The sequence below is a fragment of the Rhodococcus sp. C3V genome (assembly GCF_029269915.1).
GTDB classification, from domain to species: Bacteria; Actinomycetota; Actinomycetes; order Mycobacteriales; family Mycobacteriaceae; genus Rhodococcus_F; species Rhodococcus_F qingshengii.
In genome coordinates, this window is record NZ_JARJBE010000005.1 from 365,640 (window position 1) to 389,181 (window position 23,542).

A 23,542-nucleotide genomic window follows, 5' to 3' on the forward strand; every position below is an offset into this window, starting at 1 on the left:
TGGACAACTACGGGCTCGCCAATATTTCAGCCAGGGCACTGGCGAACTCGCGTGCTTGGTCAGAGGTGATGGTGGAGGCGGTCACACGAAGTGCCCGGTGGCACTGACCCGGCGTCGCCGAGAACTGACTTCCGTCCCGCACGAGCCAGCCAGACTCGGCGAGTCGCTCGACAATCGGTTCGGAATCCCGATCCAGCGGAACCCAGACATTGAGTCCGTCGAAAGTGTCAGGAACCTCGATATCATGTTCTGACAGTGCAGATTTCAGAAGGGTTCGGCGGCGCTCGTAGACAGCGCGAGCATTGGCGAGGCCGTCGATCACCGTCGGATCACTCAGCAGTTCAGCACTCAAGCGCTGCTGCAGGTGACTGACCCAGTTGGCGCCCGACCGGAGATGAGTGCTCAGCCGAATGCCGGTGTCGAGGTCCGAGGCGACCACTGCCACGCGCAGGTCGGGCCCGAGAAATTTCGACACGGAACGAACAAGCGCCCACCGCGTCGTGCTCATCGGAGCGAGCCGACAGTACCGATTGCTGGACACGGCAGAGAAGTGATCGTCCTCGATTACCAGAACGTGAGGGAACTCGGCCAGGATGCTTCCGAGAATCGCCGCTCGGTCGGCGCTCATGCTGACCCCGGTGGGGTTGTGCGCACGAGGGGTGCAAATAATCGCGCGCACACCACTTTCGAGAGCACGCAGCAGCCCTTGCGGGGTAATACCCGAAGTGTCGATGTCCATCGGTACCGCTCGGAAGCTGTTGGCTTTGAGCGTTCCGATGCTCGCCAGGAAGCACGGATCCTCGATCGCGACGGCGTCACCTCGGGTCAAATGAGCGGTCAACAGTCGCTCGACCGCGTCAACGGCACCGTTGGTGATGGTGATCGAGCACGGCCTTAGAACCTCGTCCTCGATCGAGGAACGTGCCCAGGAATCGAGTAGAGGCTCGGTGGCTGCGGCGCCGTACAACCGGGGCGTGTAAGTGGTCCGGTCCAACGAGGCTCTGAGATCAGGCAGCAATGCCGGATCAGGATTTCCGCTGGCGAGATCCACGCTGCCAGGAAGAGCGATACCGCCTTCTCCTTCCAGGAACGGTATGGCTCGCACGAAGCTGCCGCGCCGGCCCTGTGTCTCCACAACTCCCGCCGCCACGAGCAAGCGATAGGCTCCGGCAACTGTGTTCCGGTGAACCTCGAGATCGTCGGCCAAGGCCCGTATGGGCGGCAACGCATCCCCTGGAGCCAGTACCCCAGCACTGATGAGATTGCGGATGCCCTCGGAAATCTCGCCCGCTGTCCCGCGGACGACATAGAGCCTCACCTGGTCCGCCACAGTGCTGGTCACAGGCTCACTCTATTAGCACATGACAGAACCTCCACGCTGGGACACATTGTCACATGACAAAAAATCTGTGAGGAGACACATGATTCTGCCCGGACAATTCCGCCTCTCCGACGACGCGGTCGCCGACTCTCTCCACGCCGGTGGATTCGGACACCTGGTCACACCGGGCCCCGAGACCCTCGAAGTCACGTCGATGCCACTGCTGTACAACGCCGAAGGAAACGTGTTGGAGGGGCATCTCGCCCGGACGAATCCGCATTGGCGATACACCGGGACATCGGAGTCTCTGGTGATCCTCCCCGGCGCCGACGCCTACGTGAGCCCCGAGTTCTACCCGAGCAAGAGCGTCCACGGGAAGGTCGTCCCGACGTGGAACTACGAAGTTCTCTACGTCTACGGCCAACTGGTTGCGCACGACGACGAGCAGTGGCTGCGTGCGCACGTCACCGCACTGACAGCTCGACATGAATCCGGCCGTGAGAACGAATGGAAGGTCACCGACGCGCCGCCGCAGTTCGTCGATGCGCAGCTGCGAGGGATTGTGGGGATCGAACTGCACGTGGCCCGTGTCTACGGAAAAGCGAAGTTGAATCAAAACCGTTCCCCCGCTGATCGCTCCGGCGTCATCCGGGGTCTGGAGAAGGGCTCATTCTCCGAACGAGAGACCGCCGCAGCGATGGTCGCCGCGGGCCTCGACAACGGTTGACCGTTACGCCGTCGTCGTACGCCTTGTCTAGTCGCACATTCAGGTGAGCGGTTTTCCACCCGTCACGCCGATGACTTCCCCAGTGGTGTAACTGGATTCGCCAGAGGCGAGAAATACATAGGCGGGAGCAAGCTCGGCCGGCTGACCTGCCCGCCCGAGCGGAACGTCGTCCCCGAACGTCTCGAACTTCTCCTTGGGCATCGTCGCCGGAATCAGTGGCGTCCAAATCGGTCCAGGTGCAACGGCATTGACCCTGATTCCCTTTCGTGCGACATCGGCGGCCAACCCCTTGGTGAAGTCGATGATGCCCGCCTTTGTCGTGGCGTAATCGAGCAGCTCGGGCGACGGGGACGCACCTTGGATGGACGAGGTATTCACGATCGTCGATCCGGGCTCCATCTGCGCGATCGCTGCTTTGGAGAGCCAAAATAGTGCGTAGAGGTTGGTTTTCATCACACGGTCGAATTGTTCGGTGGTGATATCGGTGATGCCGCCCATCTGCACCATCTGAAACGCGGCGTTGTTCACCAAGATGTCGAGTCCGCCGAGTTCACGCACCGCGGTTTCGACCAAAGCAGAACAGTGTTCCTCGCTTCGGAGATCTCCCGGCACCGAGACGGCTTTGCGACCTGCCTCCTCGACCCAGCGAGCGGTTTCCCGAGCGTCCTGTTCTTCCTCGTCGAGATAACTCAGGACAACGTCCGCGCCTTCTCTGGCAAATGCAATCGCGACCGCACGTCCGATGCCCGAATCTGCTCCGGTGACAATCGCACGCCTTCCTTCGAGTCGACCGCTTCCTCGATAGGTGTTTTCACCGTGGTCGGGAGGAGAAATCATGTCTGCGGTGAGACCGGGGTGTGCGATCTCCGCCTGCCGCTCACGCACAGGAGCGGGGAACCGCGTGGTCGGGTCCTGCATTGCGTACTGGTCCGGCATATCGATACTCCTCGGGTGACGCAGTTTCTCGCGGGCTTCTGGATGGATGCACTGCACATGCCTCCTTCCCACCGAATAGAAATCGAAACCTCGGGGTGGCCGGGATCTCACTCGTCCTGGCGCCGACGATCTCGGTGCGTCGAGCCCACTTGTTCGTTGTGGTTACTACGCGGTAGGTCGGGGTAGCCCGCGTAGCGGCGGTGGCTCCGCGACCCGCGGAGCACTCGTCGAGCAGAAGCTGAACATCACGTAAAGCACGCACCGACGAAGGGACGACCCCGATATGAGCAACTCCGAAACCACGTCCGCCTTGATCACCCAGTTACGCATCCTCCTCGGTCTGACGCACACCGAGATCCAGGTCGCCGAAACGCGCGTCGCACAGGCCAGAACCGAAGCGGTTCGACGCGAATTGACGGAAAACGCAGAGAACGGCCGTGAAAGGGCGAGTTCCATAGAGTCCACTGTTCGCGATCTGGGTGGCGTTCCGGAATTGGTCGGTCCGTTCATCGGACGCGCGACAGCCGGAGTGAAAGCGATGGTCGAACAGGCTCAGCCCTTCGACGAAGCGGTATTGGGAGACCTTGCGCTCGAACATCAACTCCTCGACCGTTCCCGCTACCTCAAGGCCCTGGCCACTGCCGGCGGCGATCAGACCGTCGCGGCGTTGGCCGACCGCCTCATCACTGCACACTCCGCGACCGTGGACTGGCTCACGACTGTCTTGGCCGAAGAGGCACTCGGTGGACCGGCAGCTTTGCGCCGCACACCGATGCAAGCTGCCACCGGCGCGGCGATACGGCTGGTCAACGTTCCGGTCTCCTGGTCGACCCGCAGTCTCGACCGTGCCATCGACGCTGTTCGCACCTCACCGCCGGTACTGGGTGAGCTGATCAGCTGGGGCGCATATGCCGGTGACGTGACTGTGAAAACACTCTCGGCCAGTAGGGATGCGGCCATCGCCACTGCTGAGAAGGTCACTCGCCGAGAAGGTGCTGACGGTGCCGCCGACGTTTTCCGTTCGGTACGGAAGTCGAGTGGGCTACTCGACCCCACTGAACTTCCCATCGAAGACTTCGACGAACTCAACGTCACCCAAGCCGTCTCCGCCGTGAAGGAACTGACCGACGCCGCACAGGTGCGGGACATCGTTGCGTACGAGGAAGCGCACAAGAACCGACACGGCGTCGTATCCGCTGCCCAGGCAAGACTCGCAGCGATCGCCCAGGAAGTCGTCGGAATCAACTAGAGCGTTCAATCGACATATCGAGAGTCCGACTCTCGGAACCGCGAGCACTGGACCTCGTGAAAGCGGGATTCGCGGCCAGGGGCACCCGAGACCGTCAAGAAGATGACAGCGGCTCTCGAAGCCCTCTGATCAGTTCGACGCGCGCGGAATCGAGAATTTCCTCGGAGAGCGGGGAACCCTTCGTAGCTCGCGAAAGAACCAGTGCACCGAGCATGGTGGAGAGCCGGAGGAGACCGACAGCTTCGTCGTCGGCAAGAGCTGCGGCAAAATCCCCCACTCCCTCCGTGTAAACCCGACGGGCCTCGCTGTCTGCAGGCTCGCGCGCCATGTCGGCGGCGAGCGCAGCAGCGGGGCATCCGTCTGCCGGGTTGTCGCGATGCGCCACCGAGAGATAGGTATCGATCAAAGCTTTTCGGGCGGAGTCACGTTGCCCTGCATGCTCTTCGAGTCCCGCAGAATGCAGCTGAGCCAGTTCCTTGAAGGCGTGGGTGGTCGCTTCGTCGATGAGAGCGTCCTTGGACGCGAACTGCTTGTAGAAGCCACCGTGGGTCAGCCCCGACGCCTTCATCAGGTCGGCGACGCTGAGGTGAGTGCCCTTCTCTCGGAACAGTCGGGCTGCGGTTTCCACGACGCGCCGACGGTTCTCTTCCGCTTGTTGCTGCGATACGCGGCCCATCACAACGCCTTCCAGTTTGGATTTCACTTGACATCTATCCTAGCCGACACTTAGATTTGATTCATAATCTAAACGTCACGAGCAATCACAACACTGGGAGAATCATGGACCTGAACAAGACGGTTGCGGTCGTCACAGGAGCCAATCGCGGGCTCGGACGCCATCTGGCTGCGGGACTCGTCGAGCGCGGCGCAAAGGTGTACGCGGCTGCGCGCAATCCGGAAACTGTCGATCTACCCGGCGTCATCCCCCTGAGGTTGGACGTGACGGACGCCGAATCGATAACCGCCGCCGCGCAAATCGCATCGGATGTGACCTTGCTGGTCAACAACGCAGGTATCTCTACCTCGGCGCCCTTGATCGGGGGCGACATCGATGACATTCGACGAGAGATGGACGTCAACTTCTACGGCCCGCTCGCCGTGACCCGGGCGTTTGCTCCCGTCATCGAAAACAACGACGGCGGAACAATACTCAACGTTCTGTCGGTGCTGTCCTGGTTCCATCCAGCCGCGCTCGGGTCTTACGCGTCGTCGAAGGCAGCGGCCTGGGCGATGACCGACGCCGTTCGAGAAGAACTTGCGCCGCGCAAAATCTCCGTATCGGCACTGCATGTCGCATACATGGATACCGACATGGCCGCTGGCGTACCCGCCGAACAGAAGATCGATCCTGCCGACGTCGCCGCGCAAGCACTGGACGGTATCGAAAGCGGGCTCGCCGAGATCCTCGCTGACGACACCACCCGGTACGTCAAGGGGAGTCTGTCCTCGTCGAACTCCGAGTAAGCAAGGGACTGCAGACGAGTGACGCTTACCCCACCGTTTTGAGGCTGGCCAATCTGCTCAGGATCGGTGCCCGCCAAGCTGCGAGGTCTTCCGGACCGTTCTCTTCCCACAACTCGTACAACTCCGAAGTGTCGCTGTCGGAAACTGCACGCTCGAGTGCGGAGAGGACCCAACTCTTCTGCTCCGGGCTCAAGGTGCTGACGTACCCGGCGGCGTCAATTCCATCCAGCTGCACAGGCTTCGGCGCAACGCCGTGCGCAACCGCAAGAATCTCGGCGACGGCGATTGCTGTTTGAGCATCATCGGCATCGAGATAACCGCCATCGGGGTGGCTAGCGTAATCGTCGATGTCGTAGTCACCCGCCTGTACTGCGCTGAGCAGGTCGCCCGCTACGTCGTTGTCGAAAGGTCCTGAACCCCAAGTCCCCATGCTGTCTCTCCGATCCGTACCCGGCGCACCTGTCGTAAAGATATTAGTGAATCACAGGCTTCGGCCAGGACCCTCGGGCTGGAAGTACTGCGTTCGCCGGAAATCGACATCAGCGCAACGGCACGCGAAGGATGCGGTCATCACCGGGGTTGGGGTCGCCGCGACCGTCGGTGTTGTTCGTCAGTATCCACAGCGACCCGTCCGGTGCGACTACAACGTCACGGAGGCGCCCGTATTCGTCGACGAACTGCTCGTCGGCGGTCGCGGGATCGGTCAAGGGCACCGTGCGGAGTCGCTCACCACGAAGATTGGCGATGTAGATCGTGCCGTCGTGGATGGCGATTCCGCTGGGGCTGGCGTCGTCAGGTGACCATTGTTGGAGCGGATCGATGAATCCGTCTTCACCCGCAATCCCTTCGACCTCGGGCCACCCGTAGTTGCCACCGGCTTCGATCCGGTTGAGTTCGTCCCAGGTGTCCTGCCCGAACTCGCTGGCGTACATCGTGCCGTCCTCGGTCCAGGCAATACCCTGGGAGTTGCGGTGGCCGTAGCTGTAGACGAACGAGTTCGGAAACGGATTATCTTGCGGCACATCACCATCCGGAGTCATGCGCAGAATTTTCCCGGACATCGAGTCGAGGTCCTGAGCTCTGTCTCGACTACCGGCATCACCGACGGTCACGTACAGCATCCCGTCCGGGCCGAACGCGATGCGACCACCGTTGTGGTAGTTGGCCGAAGCGAGCCCGTCGAGAATCGTCTCGGCCGGCCCGAGCGCGAATTCCCCCGGAGCACCGATGATGTCGAAGCGTTCGATCCGGTTCTCCCCGTTCGCGGTGAAGTACGCGTACAGGCGGTTTTCACGTACTGCGATCCCTAGTAAACCGCCCTCACCTCTTGGGCTGACGCCGTCGACGACTCCCACCTCGCGGCTGTTTCCGCCGGCGTCGAGTTCGAGGATTCGCGCGCTGTCGCGCTCACTGACTAGTGGTGTATCGCCGTGGAATGCGATCGACCAGGGCGCGTCCAAGCCGTCGGCGACGGTCTCGGGTTCACCGAAGGCCGCGGCGGGCGCCGATCGTGTTGTCGTGCTTGCCTGTGGACCGGGCCCCTCAGCGTCCTCGGTACTGCAAGCAGTCATCAAGGCCGAGACAAGCACGGCGGCGCCGAGCCCCCGGATCTGTCGTCGTGTCATGGGCGCGCCTCCCGGGTTCAGGCAGTCTTTGCGCCGACGGTAGCGCGCAATCGGCCACACCGGGAGTCCCTTCGAGTACCCCCAACGACCGGGACTCCCTCGCAGGCGACAGGCGTGATGCCCTGGACGGGTGCGCCACGACATGCGCGTCGTCAACAGAAAGAGAACTGACCACCTCATGATTTCCGCCCCGACCGTCGAAGAAACCGGCCGCCTGCCGCTCGTGATCTACGTGCTGGCCGTCGGAGTTTTCTTGATGGGTACAACCGAATTCGTCGTCGCCGGCATTCTTCCCGAGATCGCGGGTGACCTCGGTACGTCGATCGCGAACGTCGGCTTGATGATCACCGTCTTCGCGATCGGGATGATCGTCGGCACGCCGGCGATGGCGATCTTGACACTCAGGGTTCCCCGACGCGTGACCTTGAGCTCGGCCCTGATTGTTTTCGCGATCGGACACGTCATCGTCGCGCTCTCGTCCAACTTCGGACTCATTCTCGGCGCCCGCTTCCTCACAGCCGTGGCGACGGGCGCCTTCTGGGCAGTCGCTGCAGTGGTCGGAGCAAAAGCGGCAGGCCCGGCGTCTTCCTCGCGCGCGCTCGGCATCGTCTTGGGTGGAGGCATGCTCGCGAACGTCATCGGTGTTCCGCTCGGCGCTCTGGCCGGTCAGAGCATCGGGTGGCGTGGTCCTTTCTGGGCCCTCGCCGCCCTCGCACTCGTCGCCGCGGCCGTCGTCCACCGATTGGTACCCGCCGACACCGAATCCGGTGCGGTGCCGTCCTGGCGAGCGGAGATCGCGAGCCTACGGGACGGACGCATCTGGCTCGTTCTGTCCGGTTGCGCCGTCGTGTGCGGGTCGTCGCTGGCGGCGTACAGCTTCATCTCTCCGCTGTTGACCGAGAACACGGGACTTGCTGCGTCGGCAGTGCCGCTAGTGCTTGTCGGCTACGGACTCGGTGCGTTCGTCGGCTCCAATCTCGGCGGTCGACTCGGTGCGAAGCATCAGTACGGGGTCTTGTTCGTCTCGGCAGCGATGACGTTTCTCGTACTCGGGGCGCTCTGCCTCTTCTCACACAACGTGATCGTGACGGTGATTCTCGTAGTCATGCTGGGACTGTTCGGCATGTCGACCAATCCCATCCTGATCGGGATGGCTGTGCGTTATGCCGATCAGGCGCCGACGATGGCTTCTGCTCTCAGCACCTCGTCGTTCAATCTGGGCACGGCGGTCGGCTCCTGGATCGCCGGGTTTGCGTTCGCCTCGAGTCTCGGTGCCACTGGGCCGGTGTTGGTAGGCACCGGCGTTGCCGCTCTCTACTTTCTGCCGCTGATGATCCTGTTGCGCAAGGAACGCACGAAGCGCACCGCCGTCGAAGTCGTCAACTGACGACCCGATCAACCGTCGCGCAGTTCGTCAGCCGTCCGTCAGCGACCGCTCCGACACGTGAGGCGAAGAGTCCGCATTCTCACTGGCTGCCAACGAGGCGAGTAACTGCATCCGTTCCGCGGACGGCGATCCCGGCTCTGCGGTGTAGATCGTGAGCGTCAACCCCGGCTCGGCGGCCATCTCCAAACCTTCGAAGGCAAGCGTCAGCTCCCCCACGGCGGAGTGGTGAAATGTCTTGAATCCGGTGCCGTGATGGCGGACGTCGTGCGCGCCCCACCGACGCCGGAATTCCTCACTCCGAGTGCTGAGTTCACCGATCAGATCGTGCAATTCCTTGTTGTGAGGATCTCGCCCGGCCTCGGTTCGCAGAATCGAGACGGTCACCTCGGCAAACTCGTTCCAGTCCGGATAAAACTCGAAAGCCCTTTCGTCGAGGAACGTGAAGCGCGCGATGTTCGGGGGCTGCCCCGGCATGTCGTAGAGGTCCTTGTAGAACGCACGCGCGAGTGGGTTGACAGCAAGAAGATCCATGCGACCGTTCCGCACGAAAGCGGGTCCCGCGGTGACTGCATCAAGCGCCCACTGCAGGCTCTGATGGGGCTTCCAGCCCTTCGCATTTCGCCGACGCGGGGGTCTGGCTACCGGGCTTGCCGCGTGCGCGAGATCAAAAAGGTGGGCGCGCTCGGCGTCGTCGAGTCGTAAGGCCTTCGCGATACTGTCGAGTACACCCGGCGATGCGCCGCTGATCGCTCCGCGCTCGAGCCTCGTGTAGTACTCGACGCTCACGCCGGCGAGGGTTGCCACTTCACTTCGACGTAGACCGTCCACGCGGCGGTTCGATCCGGCCGGAAGTCCAACTTGTTCGGGCGTGACTCGGGCGCGCCGCGAGGTCAGGAATTCGCGTACTTGCGCTCGATCGTCCATGCCATCGAGCGTAAGTCAGTGACCGGTAGCGAGGGAGTCCCTCGCAGTACCACTATCGCGCGGGACTCCCGCGCGCCGCCAAATCGTGATCAGGTTGAAGTGACACGAGAAAACCGATGGTGAGGAGCCACGTCATGCGCGCTGTCGTCATGCATGCCCCCGGCGACGTCCGGGTCGAAGAGATCGAAGCGCCGGTGATCGTCGAACCGACCGACGCGATCATTCGCGTTACAGCCACCTGCGTCTGCGGTTCCGACCTCTGGCCGTACCGCGGCATCGAAGAGCTGAATGGCCCGACGCCGATGGGACACGAATACGTGGGCGTCGTCGAACAGGTCGGCCCCGACGTCAACGACATCGAAGTTGGGGACTTCGTCGTGGGCTCGTTCGTCGCGTCGGACAACACCTGCGAAATCTGCGAGGCCGGCTTTCAGTCTCGCTGTATCCACCAGGTCATGATGGGCTCGGTCGGCACCCAATCCGAATACGCTCGCATCCCGCTCGCGGACGGCACCCTCGTCCCTGTCCACGGAGAGCCGACCGAGCGGCAGGCCCGCAGCCTCCTTGCAGCCTCCGACGTACTCGGCACCGGTTGGTTCGCCGCAGTAGCTGCGGAAGCCGGACCTGGCAAAACGGTCGCCGTCGTCGGCGACGGCGCAGTCGGACTTTTGGCGATCCTCGCTGCCAGACAACTCGGCGCCGAGCGGATCATTGCCATGTCACGTCACGCCGACCGGCAGGCACTCGCCACACAATTCGGCGCCACCGACATCGTCGAAGAGCGGGGCGACGCGGGCATCGCGAAGATCAAGGAACTCACCGGCGGCTACGGCGCCCACTCGACCGTCGAAGCCGTAGGTACCCAAGAATCGATGATGCAGGCTATCGGAGCTACCCGCCCCGGCGGACATGTCGGCTACGTCGGGGTATCCCACGGCGTCGAACTCGACGGCATGAACCTGTTCTTCGCGACGGTGAGCCTGCTCGGCGGTCCCGCGCCGGTCAGGCGATTCCTACCCGAACTGATCGAGCTCATCATGACCGACCAGATCGACCCAGGCATCGTCTTCGACCTCACTCTCCCGTTGGAGGACGCCGCCGCAGGCTACCGGGCGATGGACGAGCGGCGCGCCACCAAAGTGCTACTCACCCTCTGACCGATACCAAAGGCTCACGAGACAGAACTGGGCTCTACACACCGGCCGAGAAACATCTCGGCTACCAACGAGAGGCGCTCTTGGTCTACCGATCAGCATGTTCACTGATCACACCGAATGCGTATGACGCCGAAGGTGAGGACGGGCACTTCAATTGGTGCGCAGCTGCTTTGATCGTAGAGGATGCTACGCGACTGATATGCGCCCCCACCAGCCGAAACCAATTGTACGAGTGAATGTTTCATTGAGAGCGACTCGGCGCTACTTTGTAGCAACGGCACTCGTCTCTACCTACGGTTGCGTACTGAATTCCTTGTGGGGCAGGCTTTCTTGTGTACTGCTGACGAGCCGTATCTGCTGACGAATCGTATTGCTGACGAACCAAGGTCGGAGAACAATGGGTCACTACAAAAGCAACGTGCGTGATATCGAGTTCAATCTGTTCGAGGTACTCGGGATCGGCGAACTGCTGGATGCCGGCGCTTACGGGGACCTCGACACCGACACTGTGCGCAACATTCTTGCGGAAGTATCGAGGCTGGCAGAAGGCCCGGTCGCCGCGTCCTTCGCCGACGCGGATCGAAACCCTGTCGAATTCGACGCACCCAATCACGCAGTTGTGGTCCCGGAACCTCTGCGCAAGACGGTCGAGGCGGTGAACGAGGCCGGTTGGTCGCGACTCGGTCTACCGGCAGGCATGGGTGGCGTTCCTGCTCCCGCGCCATTGGTCTGGGCGATCGGCGAAATGTTGGTCGCGGCAAACGGATCCGCAAGCTTCTTCAACATGGGTCCACTGATGGCGAGCGTGCTCTACACCATCGGGAACGAACAGCAAAAACATTGGGCCAAAGAAGGATTCGAGCGCGGATGGGCCGGGACGATGGTGCTCACAGAACCAGACGCGGGATCCGATGTAGGCGCAGGCCGAACAAAGGCAATCGCGCAGGACGACGGCACGTGGCACATCGAGGGCGTCAAGCGATTCATCTCGGGCGGCGATGTCGGAGACACGGCCGAGAACCTCTTCCACTTGGTGCTTGCCCGACCCGAGGGAGCCGGTCCAGGAACCAAAGGTTTGAGCCTGTTCTACGTTCCGAAGTCCCATTTCGACTCGGAGACACTTGAACTGGGAGAGCGCAACGGCGTGTACGTCACCGGCGTCGAGCACAAGATGGGTCTCAAGTCTTCCCCGACTTGCGAGCTCACCTTCGGAGCGACGGACGTTCCTGCCGTCGGCTGGCTCGTGGGTGATGTCCACAACGGTATCGCCCAGATGTTCCAGGTCATCGAGAACGCTCGAATGATGGTGGGCACCAAGGCTACCGGAACACTGTCCACCGGCTATCTCAACGCCCTCGAGTACGCGAAAGAACGAATTCAAGGCGCAGACCTCACCGAGCTGACAAACAAGACCGCGCCCCGCGTGGCCATTACGCACCACCCCGACGTCCGACGCAGCCTGGCGATGCAGAAGGCCTACGCCGAAGGCCTCCGAGCGGTCTACCTCTACACCGCTGCACACCAGAATGCCGATGTCGCCGAGTTGGTTTCGGGTGCGGATGCCGAATTGGCGGCGCGGGTCAACGATCTGCTGCTGCCGATCGTCAAGGGCGTCGGCTCCGAGAAGGCCTACGAACTGCTCACCGAGAGCCTGCAGACCCTGGGCGGCTCCGGTTATCTTCAGGACTACCCCATCGAGCAGTACATCCGCGATGCCAAGATCGACACCCTGTACGAGGGCACCACGGCGATCCAGGCGCAGGACTTCTTCTTTCGAAAGATCGCACGCGACCGCGGCGTTGCGCTCGCTCACGTAGCCGGTCGCATACGAGAGTTCATCGACAGTGAGGCCGGGAACGGTCGACTCAAGGCCGAGCGAGTCCTACTCGAGACCGCCTTGACCGACGTGCAGGAGATGGCCGGGACGCTCACCGGGTATCTGATGGCTTCCCAGGACCAACCCTCCGAGTTGTACAAGATAGGCCTCGGTTCGGTGCGCTTTCTGTACGCGGTAGGCGACCTGCTCATCGGATGGCGCCTGTTGGTGCAAGCGGAAGTCGCGTTGGCAGCCTTGGACCGTGACGCGTCGGCAAAGGACCGGTCGTTCTATCGGGGCAAGGTGGTGATCGCGTCGTACTTCGCCAAGAACATCCTGCCCGTCCTGGCGTCGACCAAAGAAATCCTGGGTTCCCTCGACAACGAGATCATGGAACTCGAGGAAGACGCATTCTGACAACGTGCCACGCGCGGTATGGGTGGTGCGCAACTCGGAATGCTTGCTGCGTGATTCAAACGCGGTCGTGAACCGGCGACGGAATCTTGTTGGAACGATAAGAGTCTGCGCTCCGGTTCGGCCGCCAGAGACGCCAGTGTTTCGCGGACAACCGGAACGGGAGATGGTCTTGTAGGTGACGAGCACCGGACGACAACCGTTCGTCTGCAGGCAGGTTGAGCCACAGGGACAGTGAGGATGTCGCGTTGCCGAGGGTTGCGCGTATGCCTGACTCGCCGAGAATCCGGCCGTATCCATCCACGGCAAAACGGCCGAACGCGTCGGGGGTGATGTCGGGGTACGGCGCGCGGGTGTTGGGGTCGATCAGGCGTACGGGCGCGCTGCAGGTCAGCGCCGCCACAGAACGTCCGTGGGTTGTGACCGCATCGCAACCAACGAGGGCATCGAGCGCTTCGTTGACAGAACCAGGTGGGACGTTCCATTCGGTATGGGTTTGCGCTTTGTAGCGGGGCCCACCGAAGAGCTCGGTAGCGAACGATGACAACTGCGCGGTCGGCTCGGATGGCCCCCTCTGGTAGATCTCGAACGTCCACGACGGCAACGACACTGGTTCGGTGCAGGATTCCAGGAATGTCTGCAGCCGCTGAAATGCAACATCGGGACGCTTGACTCGAAGCGAGTGTGCACCACCGGCGGACCCGGGCAACCCGTCGTATGTCACTACCTCGGGCAATGCGGCTTCCGGTGTCCGCGCCGTCACAGGTTAGCCAATCGCGAAAGCACTACCCCGGCTGGTTCCTCCGTCGCGTGGCGATAGCCGGTGCCGGCCCATAGGTGCATGCGCTCGGGATCTGCCTGCGCAACAGCGGCTTTGCGCATCGGGTTGGTCAGGTGATGGATGGCCGGATACCCGATGGGCGCCCGTGCGTCGTAGCGATCGATGAACTCGTTCCGAAGTGCTCGTGCAGGACGTCCCGTGAAAGCTCTTGTGACGACCGTGTTCCCGCGGGACGTGTCGGCCAGAGCTGCCTTGTGCGGAGCCGAGGCACCACTCTCCTCGGTGCGCAGCAGTACGGTACCGACCACTGCCGCGTCCGCTCCGGCACGTAAGGCTGCAGCGACGTCGGCGGAGGTCGCCAGTCCACCGGCCGCCAATAGCGGAACAGAGGTGCGATGACGGATTTGTGCGATCAGTTCGGTGATCGGTGTTTCTGCCGGAACCTGCAGGGGAGTGAGCGTTCCGGAGTGGCCGCCGGCAGCCGACGATTGCACCACAAGCAGATCGGCACCGGCGTCGACGGCAAGGAGCGCCTCTGCCTCCGAAGTCACAGTGAGGACGACAAGTGAACCGGCAGCGCGCAGCGCCTTGATGACGCCGGGTGCGGGAAAGCCGAAGGTGAAGCTGACCACCGGAACCGGGCTGGCCAGAAGCAGGTCGATCTTGTCCGCGAAATAGTCGTCGTCTTCGACCGGCTCACCGTCAGCCAGTGTGATGCCGTAGCGATCCGCCTCGACCTGGATCGCCCTGGCATAGGCACGGTAGGCATCGACATCGACAGGCACCGGGTTGGGCGCAAAAACGTTGACACCGAACGACACTCCCTCGGCGCGCACGGCGTCGATCTGGTCGGACAGAGCCTGAGGCGTCTTGTACCCGGCGGCGAGGAAGCCGAAACCGCCTGCGCGAGAGGCAGCAGCAACAAGTGCCGGTGTGGAAGCGCCGCCGGCCATGGGCGCTGCGATGACAGGGACCTTCAGGTCGAGATCGGTTGTGAGTGCGCTCATTCGAACATCTCCAGTCCTACGTCGGGTAGTGCTCCGGCGGTTTCGTCATCTGACATCAAAAACTACCTCCTCAGTCGAGGTGGCCGTCCGAGGGTCCGCATCGAGATCGGAAGGGAATCGGAACCGCAAAACCGCGGCGGCCACTGCCGCGCCCAGGACGACGGCCGCACCCAACAGCAGAGCGTCGCGATACCCGTCTCGCAGCAACGGAGTGACAACGAGTGGGCCGAGAATCTGACCGACGCTGTATCCAGCGGTCAGCAACGCCACGGCGCGTGGGAACTGCAGGTGCGCGCCGATTGCCAACACAATTGACCCGATACCAAGGAAGGTGACACCGAACAGGAAAGCTGAAATCAGTGCGGGGCCGACGCCTCCGATCACAGCAGGAAGCGCTATGCCCACCGCCTGAATCAACAGGGCAACGAGAAGCAGAGTCGGCCTCGACCAACGCAGGCTGAGCCAAGCCCACAGGGCGCACGAGGGAAATGCGGCCAGACCGACCACTATCCAAGCGCCGCTGCCGACCCATTCTGGAGCGGCGAGATCGATTGCGGCAACAAGGAACGTGCCCGCGATGATGTAGCCGATGCCTTCCAGGAAATAGCTGATGAACAAGGCAGTGAACCCGCGTTGGGGAGTGGGAGTTCCCGGCGCGTCCGGCGTGATGATCGGACGCGGTTCCGGCGTCAATCCCCAGGCGGCGACCGCACACACCACTGCAAGGCCCGCAGATGCCAGCCAGGCAGTACCCCAGGAACCGATGAAGCGGACGACGAACACGAGGACCCCGGACAGGGCGATACCCAGCCCAACTCCGCCGAATCCCCATCCGGCCAGGAATTGGGACTGCCCCCGAAGGTGCGCGTGCAAAGCGCTGACGGCGATCATGAAGACGAGGGCACTGGCAATGCCTGCGATGAGCCGCAGGGCGAACCAGATGGATCCGTCGTGGGTAGTGGGCATGAGCGCCAAAGTCGCGATGAGGACCACCAACGACGTGCGCATCACCGCTGCCGAGCGCACCGCGCCGGGAATGAGGATTCCCGCGAGCGCGCCGATCAGGTACCCGACGTAGTTGGCCGTCGCCAGGGTGGCGCCGAGCGAGGCCGACAGACCGGCCTGCGTGTGCATCAACGGCAGAATCGGTGTGTAGACGAATCGACCGATTCCCATGCTCGCCGCCAGCGCAGCGGCAGCTTGGACAGCGTGCGCTCGCGAGGAGACGCCGTTTTGGATTGTGGTCATGGTCTTATCGTGTGCCCCGGCCGCGCCGGACCGCCACGACCGCTTTGCTCCTGACTGATAGGCGCAACCTCCCACCGCACGTAGCATGAAGGATCGTGGAGCTGCGTCAGCTGAGATACTTCGAGGTCGTAGCCGAGGAACTGCACTTCGGCCGAGCCGCGGCACGACTACTGATAGCCGGGCCGTCATTGTCGCAGCAGATCATGGCACTCGAGCGCGATCTCGGCGTCAAGCTGTTCGTCCGCGACCGCCGTTCCGTCGCTCTGACGCCAGCCGGCGCGGCCTTGCTCCCTGATGTCCGTGCGCTACTCGAGAGTGCCGAGAATCTGCGACGCCGCGCGGAGCGTCTGTCCGGAGCGGAGCCCGTCCGGATCGGCTACGTCAATTGGCTCCCCACGGATCTGATCGCGCGCACTTCAGGGGTCGCGCAACTGCACGTCGACGCCTGGGTGGTGCCTTCGCACGCGCAGGCCGCGCGGGTAGCGGACGGCAGCCTCGACCTGGCGATCGCCTGGGTGCGGAAAACCGATGTCGCCCAACATGCTCTGAGCGCAAGACTGCTCGGTGCGGATCGGCTGTACGCGGTCTCCACCGGAGAGGACACCACACCGGTGCGGGCACGCGACGTCGTCGTACTCGTCGACGACGACACCACCTCCTGGTATTCGTGGAACGTCTACGCCGAAGAATTCGCTCGCGATACCGGCGCACAGATCCTGCGCATCAACGACGGTGGTATCACCGGTCCGGCATTCTTCGATCACGTCCGTGCCGTCGGCCGTCCGGTCGTCAACTCGCCCAAAGGGCAGACCATCACGCTGCCGAGCGATCTCACGGCACGCCCGATGATCGACCCGGCGGCAATCTGGACGTGGTCACTCCTGTGTCGTGAGAACGAAACGCGCCCTGCCGTTCTCGCGGCCGTCGACGCTCTCACCGGCGGTGCCACTGATCTCGGAATCCACGAAGACGGGAGATGGCTACCCATGGACGATCCTTACCGGAGGACTCGATGACACGACGCGCTATTCGAGTTTTCTGGGGACGACGGCCGGAATCGGCGCAGGCCGTGGCCTCCCGGTGGCGTCGGACGTTGGAGCAAGTCGAATTCCTGTTGCCCGAGGTGGTCGACGGGTCGTGGCAACAGATCCATTCCGCTGGACCTGCTACTGCCGTGACCGTCGACCAGTTGGCACAGGCCCTCGAGAACGCGCAGGCCGCCGAAGACTGGTCGGATCGTCTGGGAATCGGATTGAGGCTCGTAGCCAGTGGAGGGCCCGAATGGGGGCTCGAACTCTCCGGCTTGGCGGGCGGCGAACCTGAAATCGTCCTTCAGTCGATGATTATTGCCGTCAGCGCGCCGGACAGCGCCGAAGTTCCTGAGACAGAACTACTTCGGATGCTCGCCGCGGTGTGGGAACCGGACTTCGGAGATGTCACCGACGACGACATCCTCGACGCTCTCGAAGACGAGTCCGACTATCGCGTCGGTGATCCCGTGATCGGCCGAGTCGGCTACCTCTCGTCCGCTCGCGCTGACGCGATCCCGGGTGACCTCGCAGCAGGCGTTGCCGCGTTACCGGGCGGCGTGTTGCTACAGATCGGGGCCGTCGATGGGGTCGTTCGGGCGTACGAGCGCCTGCGCGAGACCGGCGCACTCGATCCGCTTCCGCGTCCACTGGACCGCGCAGTCCTCTGAAGACGGTTACCGTTTGTCGAGTTTGGGTAGCCCGGGCGTCGGAACGAACTCTCACCGCGGCACTACCGCCGAAAAATGAACCGAAAGGCCCACCGCATGGTTGACGTCACCCGCAAATTCACCGCCGAGGTACCGATCGAAAAGGCTGCGGCGTTTCTCCGCGACTTCGCCAATGCGCCGACGTGGGATCCGGGCACCGAGAGCTGCACGCAGATCTCCGACGGTCCTGTCGGCGTCGGAACCCAGTGGCACAACGTGTCCAAGCTGTTCGGCGTCACCACGGAACTGACGTACACGCTGGTGACCGACGAGCTGAATCACGTTGTTCTCGAAGGAAAGAACAAGACTGCCACCAGTACCGACGACATCACCTTGACTTCAGTGAGTCCGAACTCGACCGAGATCGAATATCACGCGAACGTCGAGTTCAACGGTGCCGCCAAGATTGCGTCGCCTCTCCTGAAGGCGGGATTCGAAGCCAAAGTGGCACCGGAGACGGTGAAGAAGATGACGGAAGCCCTCGAAGCGCTCTGACCGTCCGTCAGGTTCCTGTCACTATGGGTTGCCGCCGCTCGCGCCACCGTTGCGAGCTTCGATGGCGTCGATGGACTTCGTGAACGACTTTCCCAGCACTTGGGTGCCGACGAGTCCGAGTACCGACGCCAGGAGCTTTCCCTTGAGGTTCTTGCCGTCCCGGACCACGACGGCATCGACATCGGTCAGGCCCGTCGGCTGCCGGGTCAGCGTGTAGGTATGGCTCGACGCCCCGCCCCACAGGTTGGAGTCGGTGGTTGTCATCACGACGCGGTGCGGGTCGGTCCAGTCGTAGTGCAGACGCTCCCAGATACCACTGGAGCCCTCGGTGACATCAGCATCGTGGGGTCCTTGTTTGTGCACTTTCAGGTAGCTGTCCGCACTGCGGCCGAAGATTTCCTCACGGCCCGGACCGAAGTCGGTCAGGCCGGCAAGGACCTGTTCGGGCGTCGCAGTGGTCGTCTTGTGAAGATGAATCGTGGTCATGGCGCCTTCTTTCAACTGTGGATGATCCGGTGCTGAAAAAGCCGGGGAGTGACTCATCCAGCACACCACTCACACGAAATGAATGAAAGAGAATTGCTCGCCCTGTCTCGATCCGCTGTCTCGATCCGCTGTCTCGATCCGCTATTCGACGCCGCGCCGGTTGGCAGTGATTGCGCCGTGCGGCCTGTAGCCGCTCCCCGTCCGGGTATGGGTCTCGATCACGTCGAAGCCCGCTGTGACCAGCACCTCGGCAAGTTCGGTCACCGGCCATCGATAACCAGTCGTCGCGGCATGATCAAAAGGCTCTACCGTTGTGCCTTCGAAGAAGCCCACCAGCAACCCACCACCTGGGCGGATCACGCGCGCGAATTCAGCGAGCGGTGCCTCGATATCTTGCGGGTGATGGTGAATGAGCGAGTACCAGGACAGCACGCCGCCCAGTGAATTCGTTTTCGCGTCCAATGCCTCGAAGCCCCCGACCTCGAACGAGAGATCGGGGTATCGGGTGCGGGCTCGTTCGACGAACTCGGGCACTAGATCGATCCCGCTCACAGCCAGCCCGCTCTGGGCCAGGAAGTCTGTCCACTGCCCCGGCCCGCACCCGGCGTCGAGTACGGGGCCGGTCAAAGTGGCGGCCCAGCTGGTCACCAGTGCCCGATCAGATACGTGCGTCGAATCCATCGAGCCGAAGAGGTCCGTGTACTCCTGGGATCTGGCCGAATACGACTTTCGGACTACGTCGCGGCGCGTTGCACTCGAATTCTCCACGCCGTCAATAATTATCGATGTGCACCATTCCTTCGCCGCAACTCGCCGAACCGAAGGTTCATACTCTGTTGAAGGCCTACGGTCACGACCGGAAACTGAGGTCATACGGTGGAAGAGAAAGAACTGGCGGCGAAGATCCGCGAACTACTCAGTGCCCGATCGGCCGAGTCGAGCATCTGCCCCTCCGACGTGGCCCGCGCAGCGGCACCCGACAATTGGCGTCCGCTGATGGAATCCGTCCGAGAGGCTGCCCGCCACATGGTGGCCGACGGCGAAGTGCAGATCACCCAGGGCGGCGAAGTCGTCGACCCGGAATCCGTACGAGGTCCGATCAGGATTCGGTGGGCTCGTTGATCAACCGCGTGACTTCTGGCGGCGCTGCTCTCGCAGCGTGAATCAGCGGAAACGGTCCAGATGCTCACGCAGGAACGCATCCAGGCTTCGTGGCTCACGCCCCAGGACACGTGCCACCGTGTCGGTGGGTGACTCCGGGCGCGAGACGGCAAGTTGCTGGATCTCCAGAATGTGCTCGGCCAGCCACGGAGGCATGTGGGCATGATCGACGAGGTTTTGCCGCAGTTCGTGCGGTGGCAGGTCGATATATTGGACGGGGCGATCGAGCATGCGGGTCAGAGAATCGGCGATGCCGCCGTAGCCGACTGCCTCGCTACCCGTCAGGACGTAGGTACCGCCGGCGAGGTCGGCGCGTGTGAGCACGGCCGCGGCGACGTCACCGATATCTCGGCAGTCGATCCAGTTGCACGGCGCGTCCCGCATCGCGCCCAGAATCACCCCTTGCGCAGCCACCGCCGGAGCCAGGAGCAACAGATTCTGCATGAACGCATAGGGGCGGAGCAGAGTGTGGCGGATCCCGGATGCGCGCAGGTGTTCGCCGACGGCATGGTGGCCACGGGAGAGAGCGATGGGGGAGTCGGTCGCGGCGGCGGGATCGGAGATCTTGACGATGTGTTCGACGCCGCTCTCGGCGGCGATGTCGATCACACGCGTTTCGAGCTCGACCTGTTCGAGTCCGTTGGCCATGGCAAGGAAAAGTTGTTCAGCCCCTTCGAAAGCCGTGCGTAGCGAAGTTGAGTCTGCGGCATCGGCCGACACTACTTCGACCAAACCGTCGGCCAAGTCGCCGAGGTGGGCGCGCAGCCTGTCCGGGTCGCGGGACAGCGCTCGGCTCGGCACACCCGAGGATGCGAGACTGCGTAGCAACGCGCCGCCTGTGGTTCCGGACGCTCCCATGATGACGATCATCGTGTTCCTTTCGGTCTTCCCCGGGAAGCCGGGGATCTTTGACATGTGTTGTCGGTCAGGGATTCTGACGGCGCCATCGCCAGCTCACGATGACGGCAGCGACCGCGGCAGATATCGGCAGATCGAGTTGCAGGCGAGCAAGCCAAGCGGCATCGACGATGCTCGTGTGTGCTGGTAGCCAACGGGAGGCGAACCACCCGACGAGACCAGCAATCACAGCGGCTCCGACGGCAAGAATTGCCGCCACCATGACGCGAGGCAGTGTCGTGGTCCACGGTCGTGACCCTGCGCGGCGCTGCAACCAGGAGCCGATCAGCAACGCCACCACTGCCGACGTGCCCGCAATGGACGTAAATGCCGCCGTCGTGAGGCCCGATTGGCCGGATGCGACTCCGCCCGCACCCGCCATCAGCGCGGGGGCAAGGTAGGCGACCAGCACCTCTCTCCACAGGATGAAAGGTCGTGCGCCGCGACGATCGGCAACCGAGTCGAGTCGATTGGAATCGGTTATCTCCCTTTTGTTTTCGCGACGGATCGGTGGGGTGAGTCCGGACATGAAGGAGACCAACTTTCCGATTATAATTAGGTGGCTAACTATTTGGGCATGAAAAGAGAAGTCTCTGTCGAGAATTGACGACGATTCGAATCGCTACGCGAATACTTGGAATCCCAGCCGACTACTCCGCAGTCAGCGCACCGATACCGCGAACGACCCGCGAGAGCAGATCCAAAAAAACCGCTCGCTCGTCGACAGTGAGCTCGTCGACCATTTCCTCGAGACGAGCAAAGTGTTCGGGCGCCATGTCACGTAACCGCTGAGCGCCACGAGCAGTCAGGACGACCACCGCACCACGCCCGTCCTCCGCGGACTGACGTCGAGCGACCAAACCCTCCTGCTCGAGCCCATCGACCAAGCCGGTGACCGTGGCTCGCGAGACGCCGAGATCAGCGGCCAGTCGCGAGGGAGATTTCTCCCCGTCGTGGTCTTCCAGATCCGCAAGCAGTCGGTAACGGCCGGTCGACAGTCCATACCTCGCGAAGTGAACCTCGGTTGCTCGACCGAGCCGCGCGCCCGCCGAGATCAGCCGCACCGCAACCAGCACAGCCTGCGGATCGGACCCGAGGCCGTAGTGCTCCAACTGCCGCCGCGCCTGATCCAACGTGGGTGAGTCGTGATCGGTTCCGTCCACTGCCATGCAACTAATATGGCACCTAACTACATTCTGGTCAACCCTCCACCAGAGCTAGCTTCAAACGCCGAACAATACCTGCGGGGCCGCATGGGAGTCCGGGTGATTGCCGGGATACGGCAGGACCTTCTCGAGGGCGAGCCCAATCGCAAAGGCCGTCTGGTCGTCGTACGGTCGCGTAACTATCTGTGTGCCCGTGGGGATTCCGTTCCGAGCGAAACCTGTGGGGATTGTCAGCACCGGGCAGCTACTCAGGATGTTGAAGGTGATGGCCGGTACAGCCTCGAGGTAGAACTCCAATTCTGTTCCAGCCACATTGATTCCGTGCCCCACGTAGTCGTCGCCGGCAAGAAAGCCCTCCGTCGCCACTGCCGGAGTGATCAACGCGTCATAGGTGTCGAACAGGGATCCGATCGACGAATACAGTTCGGCTTCGATCGCGAGTCCGTCGAGGAAAGTCGCGTCACCACGGGTGCGGCGTGCCCATCGCGCGAATTCCTTCGCGTACTCCGTGACTTTGTCGGGGTGCGCGGACGCTTCGGCGGAGATCGATGCACCGAACACGTGATCGTAGTGAATGGCGGCCGCACGCATGATTGCAGCGCGTGACAAGTCGACTTCGATGATCTCCGCGCGTGCGCCCAGCGCAGTGAGGGTGTCCACCAACTTGGCGGTGTTGGCGGCAACGTCCGGATCAACCGGCCAGTCACCCAACGCGGGGATCACGGCGATACGCATTCCTGTCAACGAATGCGTTGCGAGGCCGGGCAGCGGCGATGCCGGCACATGCGAGGCAATGTCAGTGGAGCTCGGTCCCGCGATGACCGACTGCAGTGTGAGGCAATCACTTACGGTGCGAGCCATCGGACCGCAGTGGCAGTAGCGATCGAGATTGAAGGGCGGATCAACGGGGACACGGCCGTGCGGTGGCTTGAACCCGACAATTCCGTTGAGTGACGACGGAGTTCGGATCGAACCTGCAACATCGGAACCGGTAGCCAAGTGCGTCATACCGGTGGCAAGTGCGACTGCCGATCCACCGGAAGACCCGCCGGAGGAGTATTTCGTGTTCCACGGATTGCGAGTGACGCCCCACAACTCGGACTGTGTGAACGCGGCCGAGGAGAATTCGGGTGCCGTCGATCGCGCGTGGACGATGGCACCGGCGTCGACGATCCGCTGCACGAAAGTCGAAGTGTGGGTGGCGATCAAGTCCTCATAGACCTTGGACCCTTGAGTCCACGGTTGGCCTTGTACCGGTTCATCCTCTTTCACCACAACGGGAACACCGGCGAGCGGAAGGCTGACATCCGAACCGCGGGCGTAGTGGCGTTCCACTGACTTCGCTTGCGCCCGTGCCGCATCGAAGAAAGTGTGTCCCACTGCATTCAAGGTCGGGTTGAGCGCCTCGATACGTTCGATGGTGGACTCGAGTACCTCCACCGGAGACAGCGATTTGTCCCGGTAGCGTTCGAGCATCTCGGTCACATCCATGAAGGTTGAAACGGGTGTCTGGCGCATATCTGTGGTCCTGCCTCTATGAAGG

At 62.6% G+C, this 23,542-nt stretch carries 25 protein-coding genes; 10 read left to right on the forward strand and 15 right to left on the reverse strand.

Going from position 1 to position 23,542, the window contains the following annotated elements; genetic code table 11:
- Positions 1-7: 7 nt before the first annotated feature.
- On the reverse strand, positions 8-1,342 hold the full coding sequence (locus P3G66_RS16595; RefSeq protein WP_225320193.1) for an aminotransferase class I/II-fold pyridoxal phosphate-dependent enzyme: 1,335 nt from the start codon (positions 1,340-1,342) through the stop codon (positions 8-10).
- A gap of 79 nt (positions 1,343-1,421) precedes the next feature.
- On the opposite strand from P3G66_RS16595, the gene P3G66_RS16600 reads away from it, so the two are divergent.
- Positions 1,422-2,048 (forward strand): FMN-binding negative transcriptional regulator, encoded by a 627-nt coding sequence (locus P3G66_RS16600; RefSeq protein WP_030537447.1) that lies wholly within the window; start codon positions 1,422-1,424, stop codon positions 2,046-2,048.
- A gap of 39 nt (positions 2,049-2,087) precedes the next feature.
- Here P3G66_RS16600 and P3G66_RS16605 read toward each other — a convergent pair whose 3' ends face one another.
- Positions 2,088-2,984 (reverse strand): SDR family oxidoreductase, encoded by an 897-nt coding sequence (locus P3G66_RS16605; protein ID WP_050654950.1) that lies wholly within the window; start codon positions 2,982-2,984, stop codon positions 2,088-2,090.
- A gap of 283 nt (positions 2,985-3,267) precedes the next feature.
- Here P3G66_RS16605 and P3G66_RS16610 point away from each other — a divergent pair, with 283 nt between their 5' ends.
- The gene (locus tag P3G66_RS16610) at positions 3,268-4,233 is read left to right on the forward strand and encodes a hypothetical protein (RefSeq protein WP_054188329.1); all 966 of its coding nucleotides are present in this window, start codon (positions 3,268-3,270) and stop codon (positions 4,231-4,233) included.
- 94 nt (positions 4,234-4,327) lie between these two features.
- Here the strand turns inward: P3G66_RS16610 and P3G66_RS16615 are convergent, their stop codons facing one another.
- Positions 4,328-4,936: a TetR/AcrR family transcriptional regulator gene (locus P3G66_RS16615; RefSeq protein ID WP_007735618.1), complete on the reverse strand. Its 609-nt coding sequence runs from the start codon at positions 4,934-4,936 to the stop codon at positions 4,328-4,330.
- Between the two features lie 77 nt (positions 4,937-5,013).
- On the opposite strand from P3G66_RS16615, the gene P3G66_RS16620 reads away from it, so the two are divergent.
- A complete protein-coding gene (locus P3G66_RS16620; RefSeq protein ID WP_007735616.1) occupies positions 5,014-5,697 on the forward strand; it encodes an SDR family oxidoreductase in 684 nt (227 codons plus the stop codon).
- Positions 5,698-5,722: 25 nt separating this feature from the next.
- On the opposite strand, the gene P3G66_RS16625 is transcribed toward P3G66_RS16620, so the two are convergent.
- Both P3G66_RS16625 and P3G66_RS16630 read right to left on the reverse strand, forming a co-directional pair.
- Positions 5,723-6,127, reverse strand: coding sequence for a DUF4259 domain-containing protein (locus tag P3G66_RS16625; protein WP_003942974.1), 405 nt, complete (start codon positions 6,125-6,127; stop codon positions 5,723-5,725).
- Positions 6,128-6,236: 109 nt separating this feature from the next.
- Positions 6,237-7,322, reverse strand: a complete 1,086-nt coding sequence (locus P3G66_RS16630; RefSeq protein WP_276116871.1) for a PQQ-dependent sugar dehydrogenase — start codon at positions 7,320-7,322, stop codon at positions 6,237-6,239.
- Positions 7,323-7,500: 178 nt separating this feature from the next.
- Between P3G66_RS16630 and P3G66_RS16635 the strand changes: the two genes are divergently transcribed.
- Complete coding sequence (locus P3G66_RS16635; RefSeq protein WP_276116872.1) at positions 7,501-8,709, forward strand: MFS transporter; 1,209 nt, start codon at positions 7,501-7,503, stop codon at positions 8,707-8,709.
- Between the two features lie 27 nt (positions 8,710-8,736).
- Here the strand turns inward: P3G66_RS16635 and P3G66_RS16640 are convergent, their stop codons facing one another.
- Positions 8,737-9,633, reverse strand: a complete 897-nt coding sequence (locus P3G66_RS16640; protein ID WP_030537174.1) for a helix-turn-helix transcriptional regulator — start codon at positions 9,631-9,633, stop codon at positions 8,737-8,739.
- A 134-nt stretch (positions 9,634-9,767) separates the two neighbouring features.
- Between P3G66_RS16640 and P3G66_RS16645 the strand changes: the two genes are divergently transcribed.
- Together P3G66_RS16645 and P3G66_RS16650 are read left to right on the forward strand one after the other, a co-directional pair.
- Positions 9,768-10,790: a zinc-dependent alcohol dehydrogenase family protein gene (locus P3G66_RS16645; RefSeq protein WP_030537173.1), complete on the forward strand. Its 1,023-nt coding sequence runs from the start codon at positions 9,768-9,770 to the stop codon at positions 10,788-10,790.
- A 397-nt stretch (positions 10,791-11,187) separates the two neighbouring features.
- A complete protein-coding gene (locus P3G66_RS16650; protein ID WP_081558645.1) occupies positions 11,188-13,023 on the forward strand; it encodes an acyl-CoA dehydrogenase in 1,836 nt (611 codons plus the stop codon).
- 55 nt (positions 13,024-13,078) lie between these two features.
- Here P3G66_RS16650 and P3G66_RS16655 read toward each other — a convergent pair whose 3' ends face one another.
- Genes P3G66_RS16655 through P3G66_RS16665 form a run of 3 tightly spaced genes read right to left on the reverse strand, consistent with a single transcriptional unit; the run spans position 13,079 to position 16,056 of the window.
- Positions 13,079-13,783, reverse strand: coding sequence for a hypothetical protein (locus P3G66_RS16655; RefSeq protein ID WP_276116873.1), 705 nt, complete (start codon positions 13,781-13,783; stop codon positions 13,079-13,081).
- Positions 13,780-14,808, reverse strand: a complete 1,029-nt coding sequence (locus P3G66_RS16660; RefSeq protein ID WP_276116874.1) for a nitronate monooxygenase — start codon at positions 14,806-14,808, stop codon at positions 13,780-13,782. The genes P3G66_RS16655 and P3G66_RS16660 overlap by 4 nt, the downstream gene beginning before the upstream one ends.
- 45 nt (positions 14,809-14,853) lie before the next feature.
- A complete protein-coding gene (locus P3G66_RS16665) occupies positions 14,854-16,056 on the reverse strand; it encodes a YbfB/YjiJ family MFS transporter (RefSeq protein ID WP_276116875.1) in 1,203 nt (400 codons plus the stop codon).
- A 95-nt stretch (positions 16,057-16,151) separates the two neighbouring features.
- Between P3G66_RS16665 and P3G66_RS16670 the strand changes: the two genes are divergently transcribed.
- The 3 genes from P3G66_RS16670 to P3G66_RS16680 all read left to right on the forward strand — a co-directional run bounded on the left by P3G66_RS16670 (position 16,152) and on the right by P3G66_RS16680 (position 18,289).
- Complete coding sequence (locus P3G66_RS16670; RefSeq protein WP_276116876.1) at positions 16,152-17,072, forward strand: LysR family transcriptional regulator; 921 nt, start codon at positions 16,152-16,154, stop codon at positions 17,070-17,072.
- Positions 17,069-17,755, forward strand: a complete 687-nt coding sequence (locus P3G66_RS16675; protein WP_276116877.1) for a hypothetical protein — start codon at positions 17,069-17,071, stop codon at positions 17,753-17,755. The genes P3G66_RS16670 and P3G66_RS16675 overlap by 4 nt, the downstream gene beginning before the upstream one ends.
- A 96-nt stretch (positions 17,756-17,851) precedes the next feature.
- Positions 17,852-18,289, forward strand: coding sequence for an SRPBCC family protein (locus P3G66_RS16680; protein ID WP_046379623.1), 438 nt, complete (start codon positions 17,852-17,854; stop codon positions 18,287-18,289).
- A 21-nt stretch (positions 18,290-18,310) separates the two neighbouring features.
- On the opposite strand, the gene P3G66_RS16685 is transcribed toward P3G66_RS16680, so the two are convergent.
- Positions 18,311-18,775, reverse strand: coding sequence for a hypothetical protein (locus P3G66_RS16685; protein WP_042922950.1), 465 nt, complete (start codon positions 18,773-18,775; stop codon positions 18,311-18,313).
- Positions 18,776-18,916: 141 nt separating this feature from the next.
- A complete protein-coding gene (locus P3G66_RS16690) occupies positions 18,917-19,543 on the reverse strand; it encodes a class I SAM-dependent methyltransferase (protein WP_197494282.1) in 627 nt (208 codons plus the stop codon).
- A gap of 108 nt (positions 19,544-19,651) precedes the next feature.
- On the opposite strand from P3G66_RS16690, the gene P3G66_RS16695 reads away from it, so the two are divergent.
- Positions 19,652-19,897, forward strand: coding sequence for a DUF3253 domain-containing protein (locus P3G66_RS16695; RefSeq protein ID WP_050654941.1), 246 nt, complete (start codon positions 19,652-19,654; stop codon positions 19,895-19,897).
- 42 nt (positions 19,898-19,939) lie between these two features.
- On the opposite strand, the gene P3G66_RS16700 is transcribed toward P3G66_RS16695, so the two are convergent.
- From P3G66_RS16700 to P3G66_RS16715, 4 genes are all read right to left on the reverse strand, one after another.
- Positions 19,940-20,851, reverse strand: a complete 912-nt coding sequence (locus P3G66_RS16700; RefSeq protein WP_228232326.1) for an NmrA family NAD(P)-binding protein — start codon at positions 20,849-20,851, stop codon at positions 19,940-19,942.
- A 10-nt stretch (positions 20,852-20,861) separates the two neighbouring features.
- Positions 20,862-21,362 (reverse strand): hypothetical protein, encoded by a 501-nt coding sequence (locus P3G66_RS16705; RefSeq protein WP_050654940.1) that lies wholly within the window; start codon positions 21,360-21,362, stop codon positions 20,862-20,864.
- Between the two features lie 121 nt (positions 21,363-21,483).
- The gene (locus P3G66_RS16710) at positions 21,484-22,002 is read right to left on the reverse strand and encodes a MarR family transcriptional regulator (RefSeq protein ID WP_276116878.1); all 519 of its coding nucleotides are present in this window, start codon (positions 22,000-22,002) and stop codon (positions 21,484-21,486) included.
- A gap of 54 nt (positions 22,003-22,056) precedes the next feature.
- On the reverse strand, positions 22,057-23,517 hold the full coding sequence (locus tag P3G66_RS16715; RefSeq protein WP_276116879.1) for an amidase: 1,461 nt from the start codon (positions 23,515-23,517) through the stop codon (positions 22,057-22,059).
- Positions 23,518-23,542 lie beyond the last annotated feature (25 nt).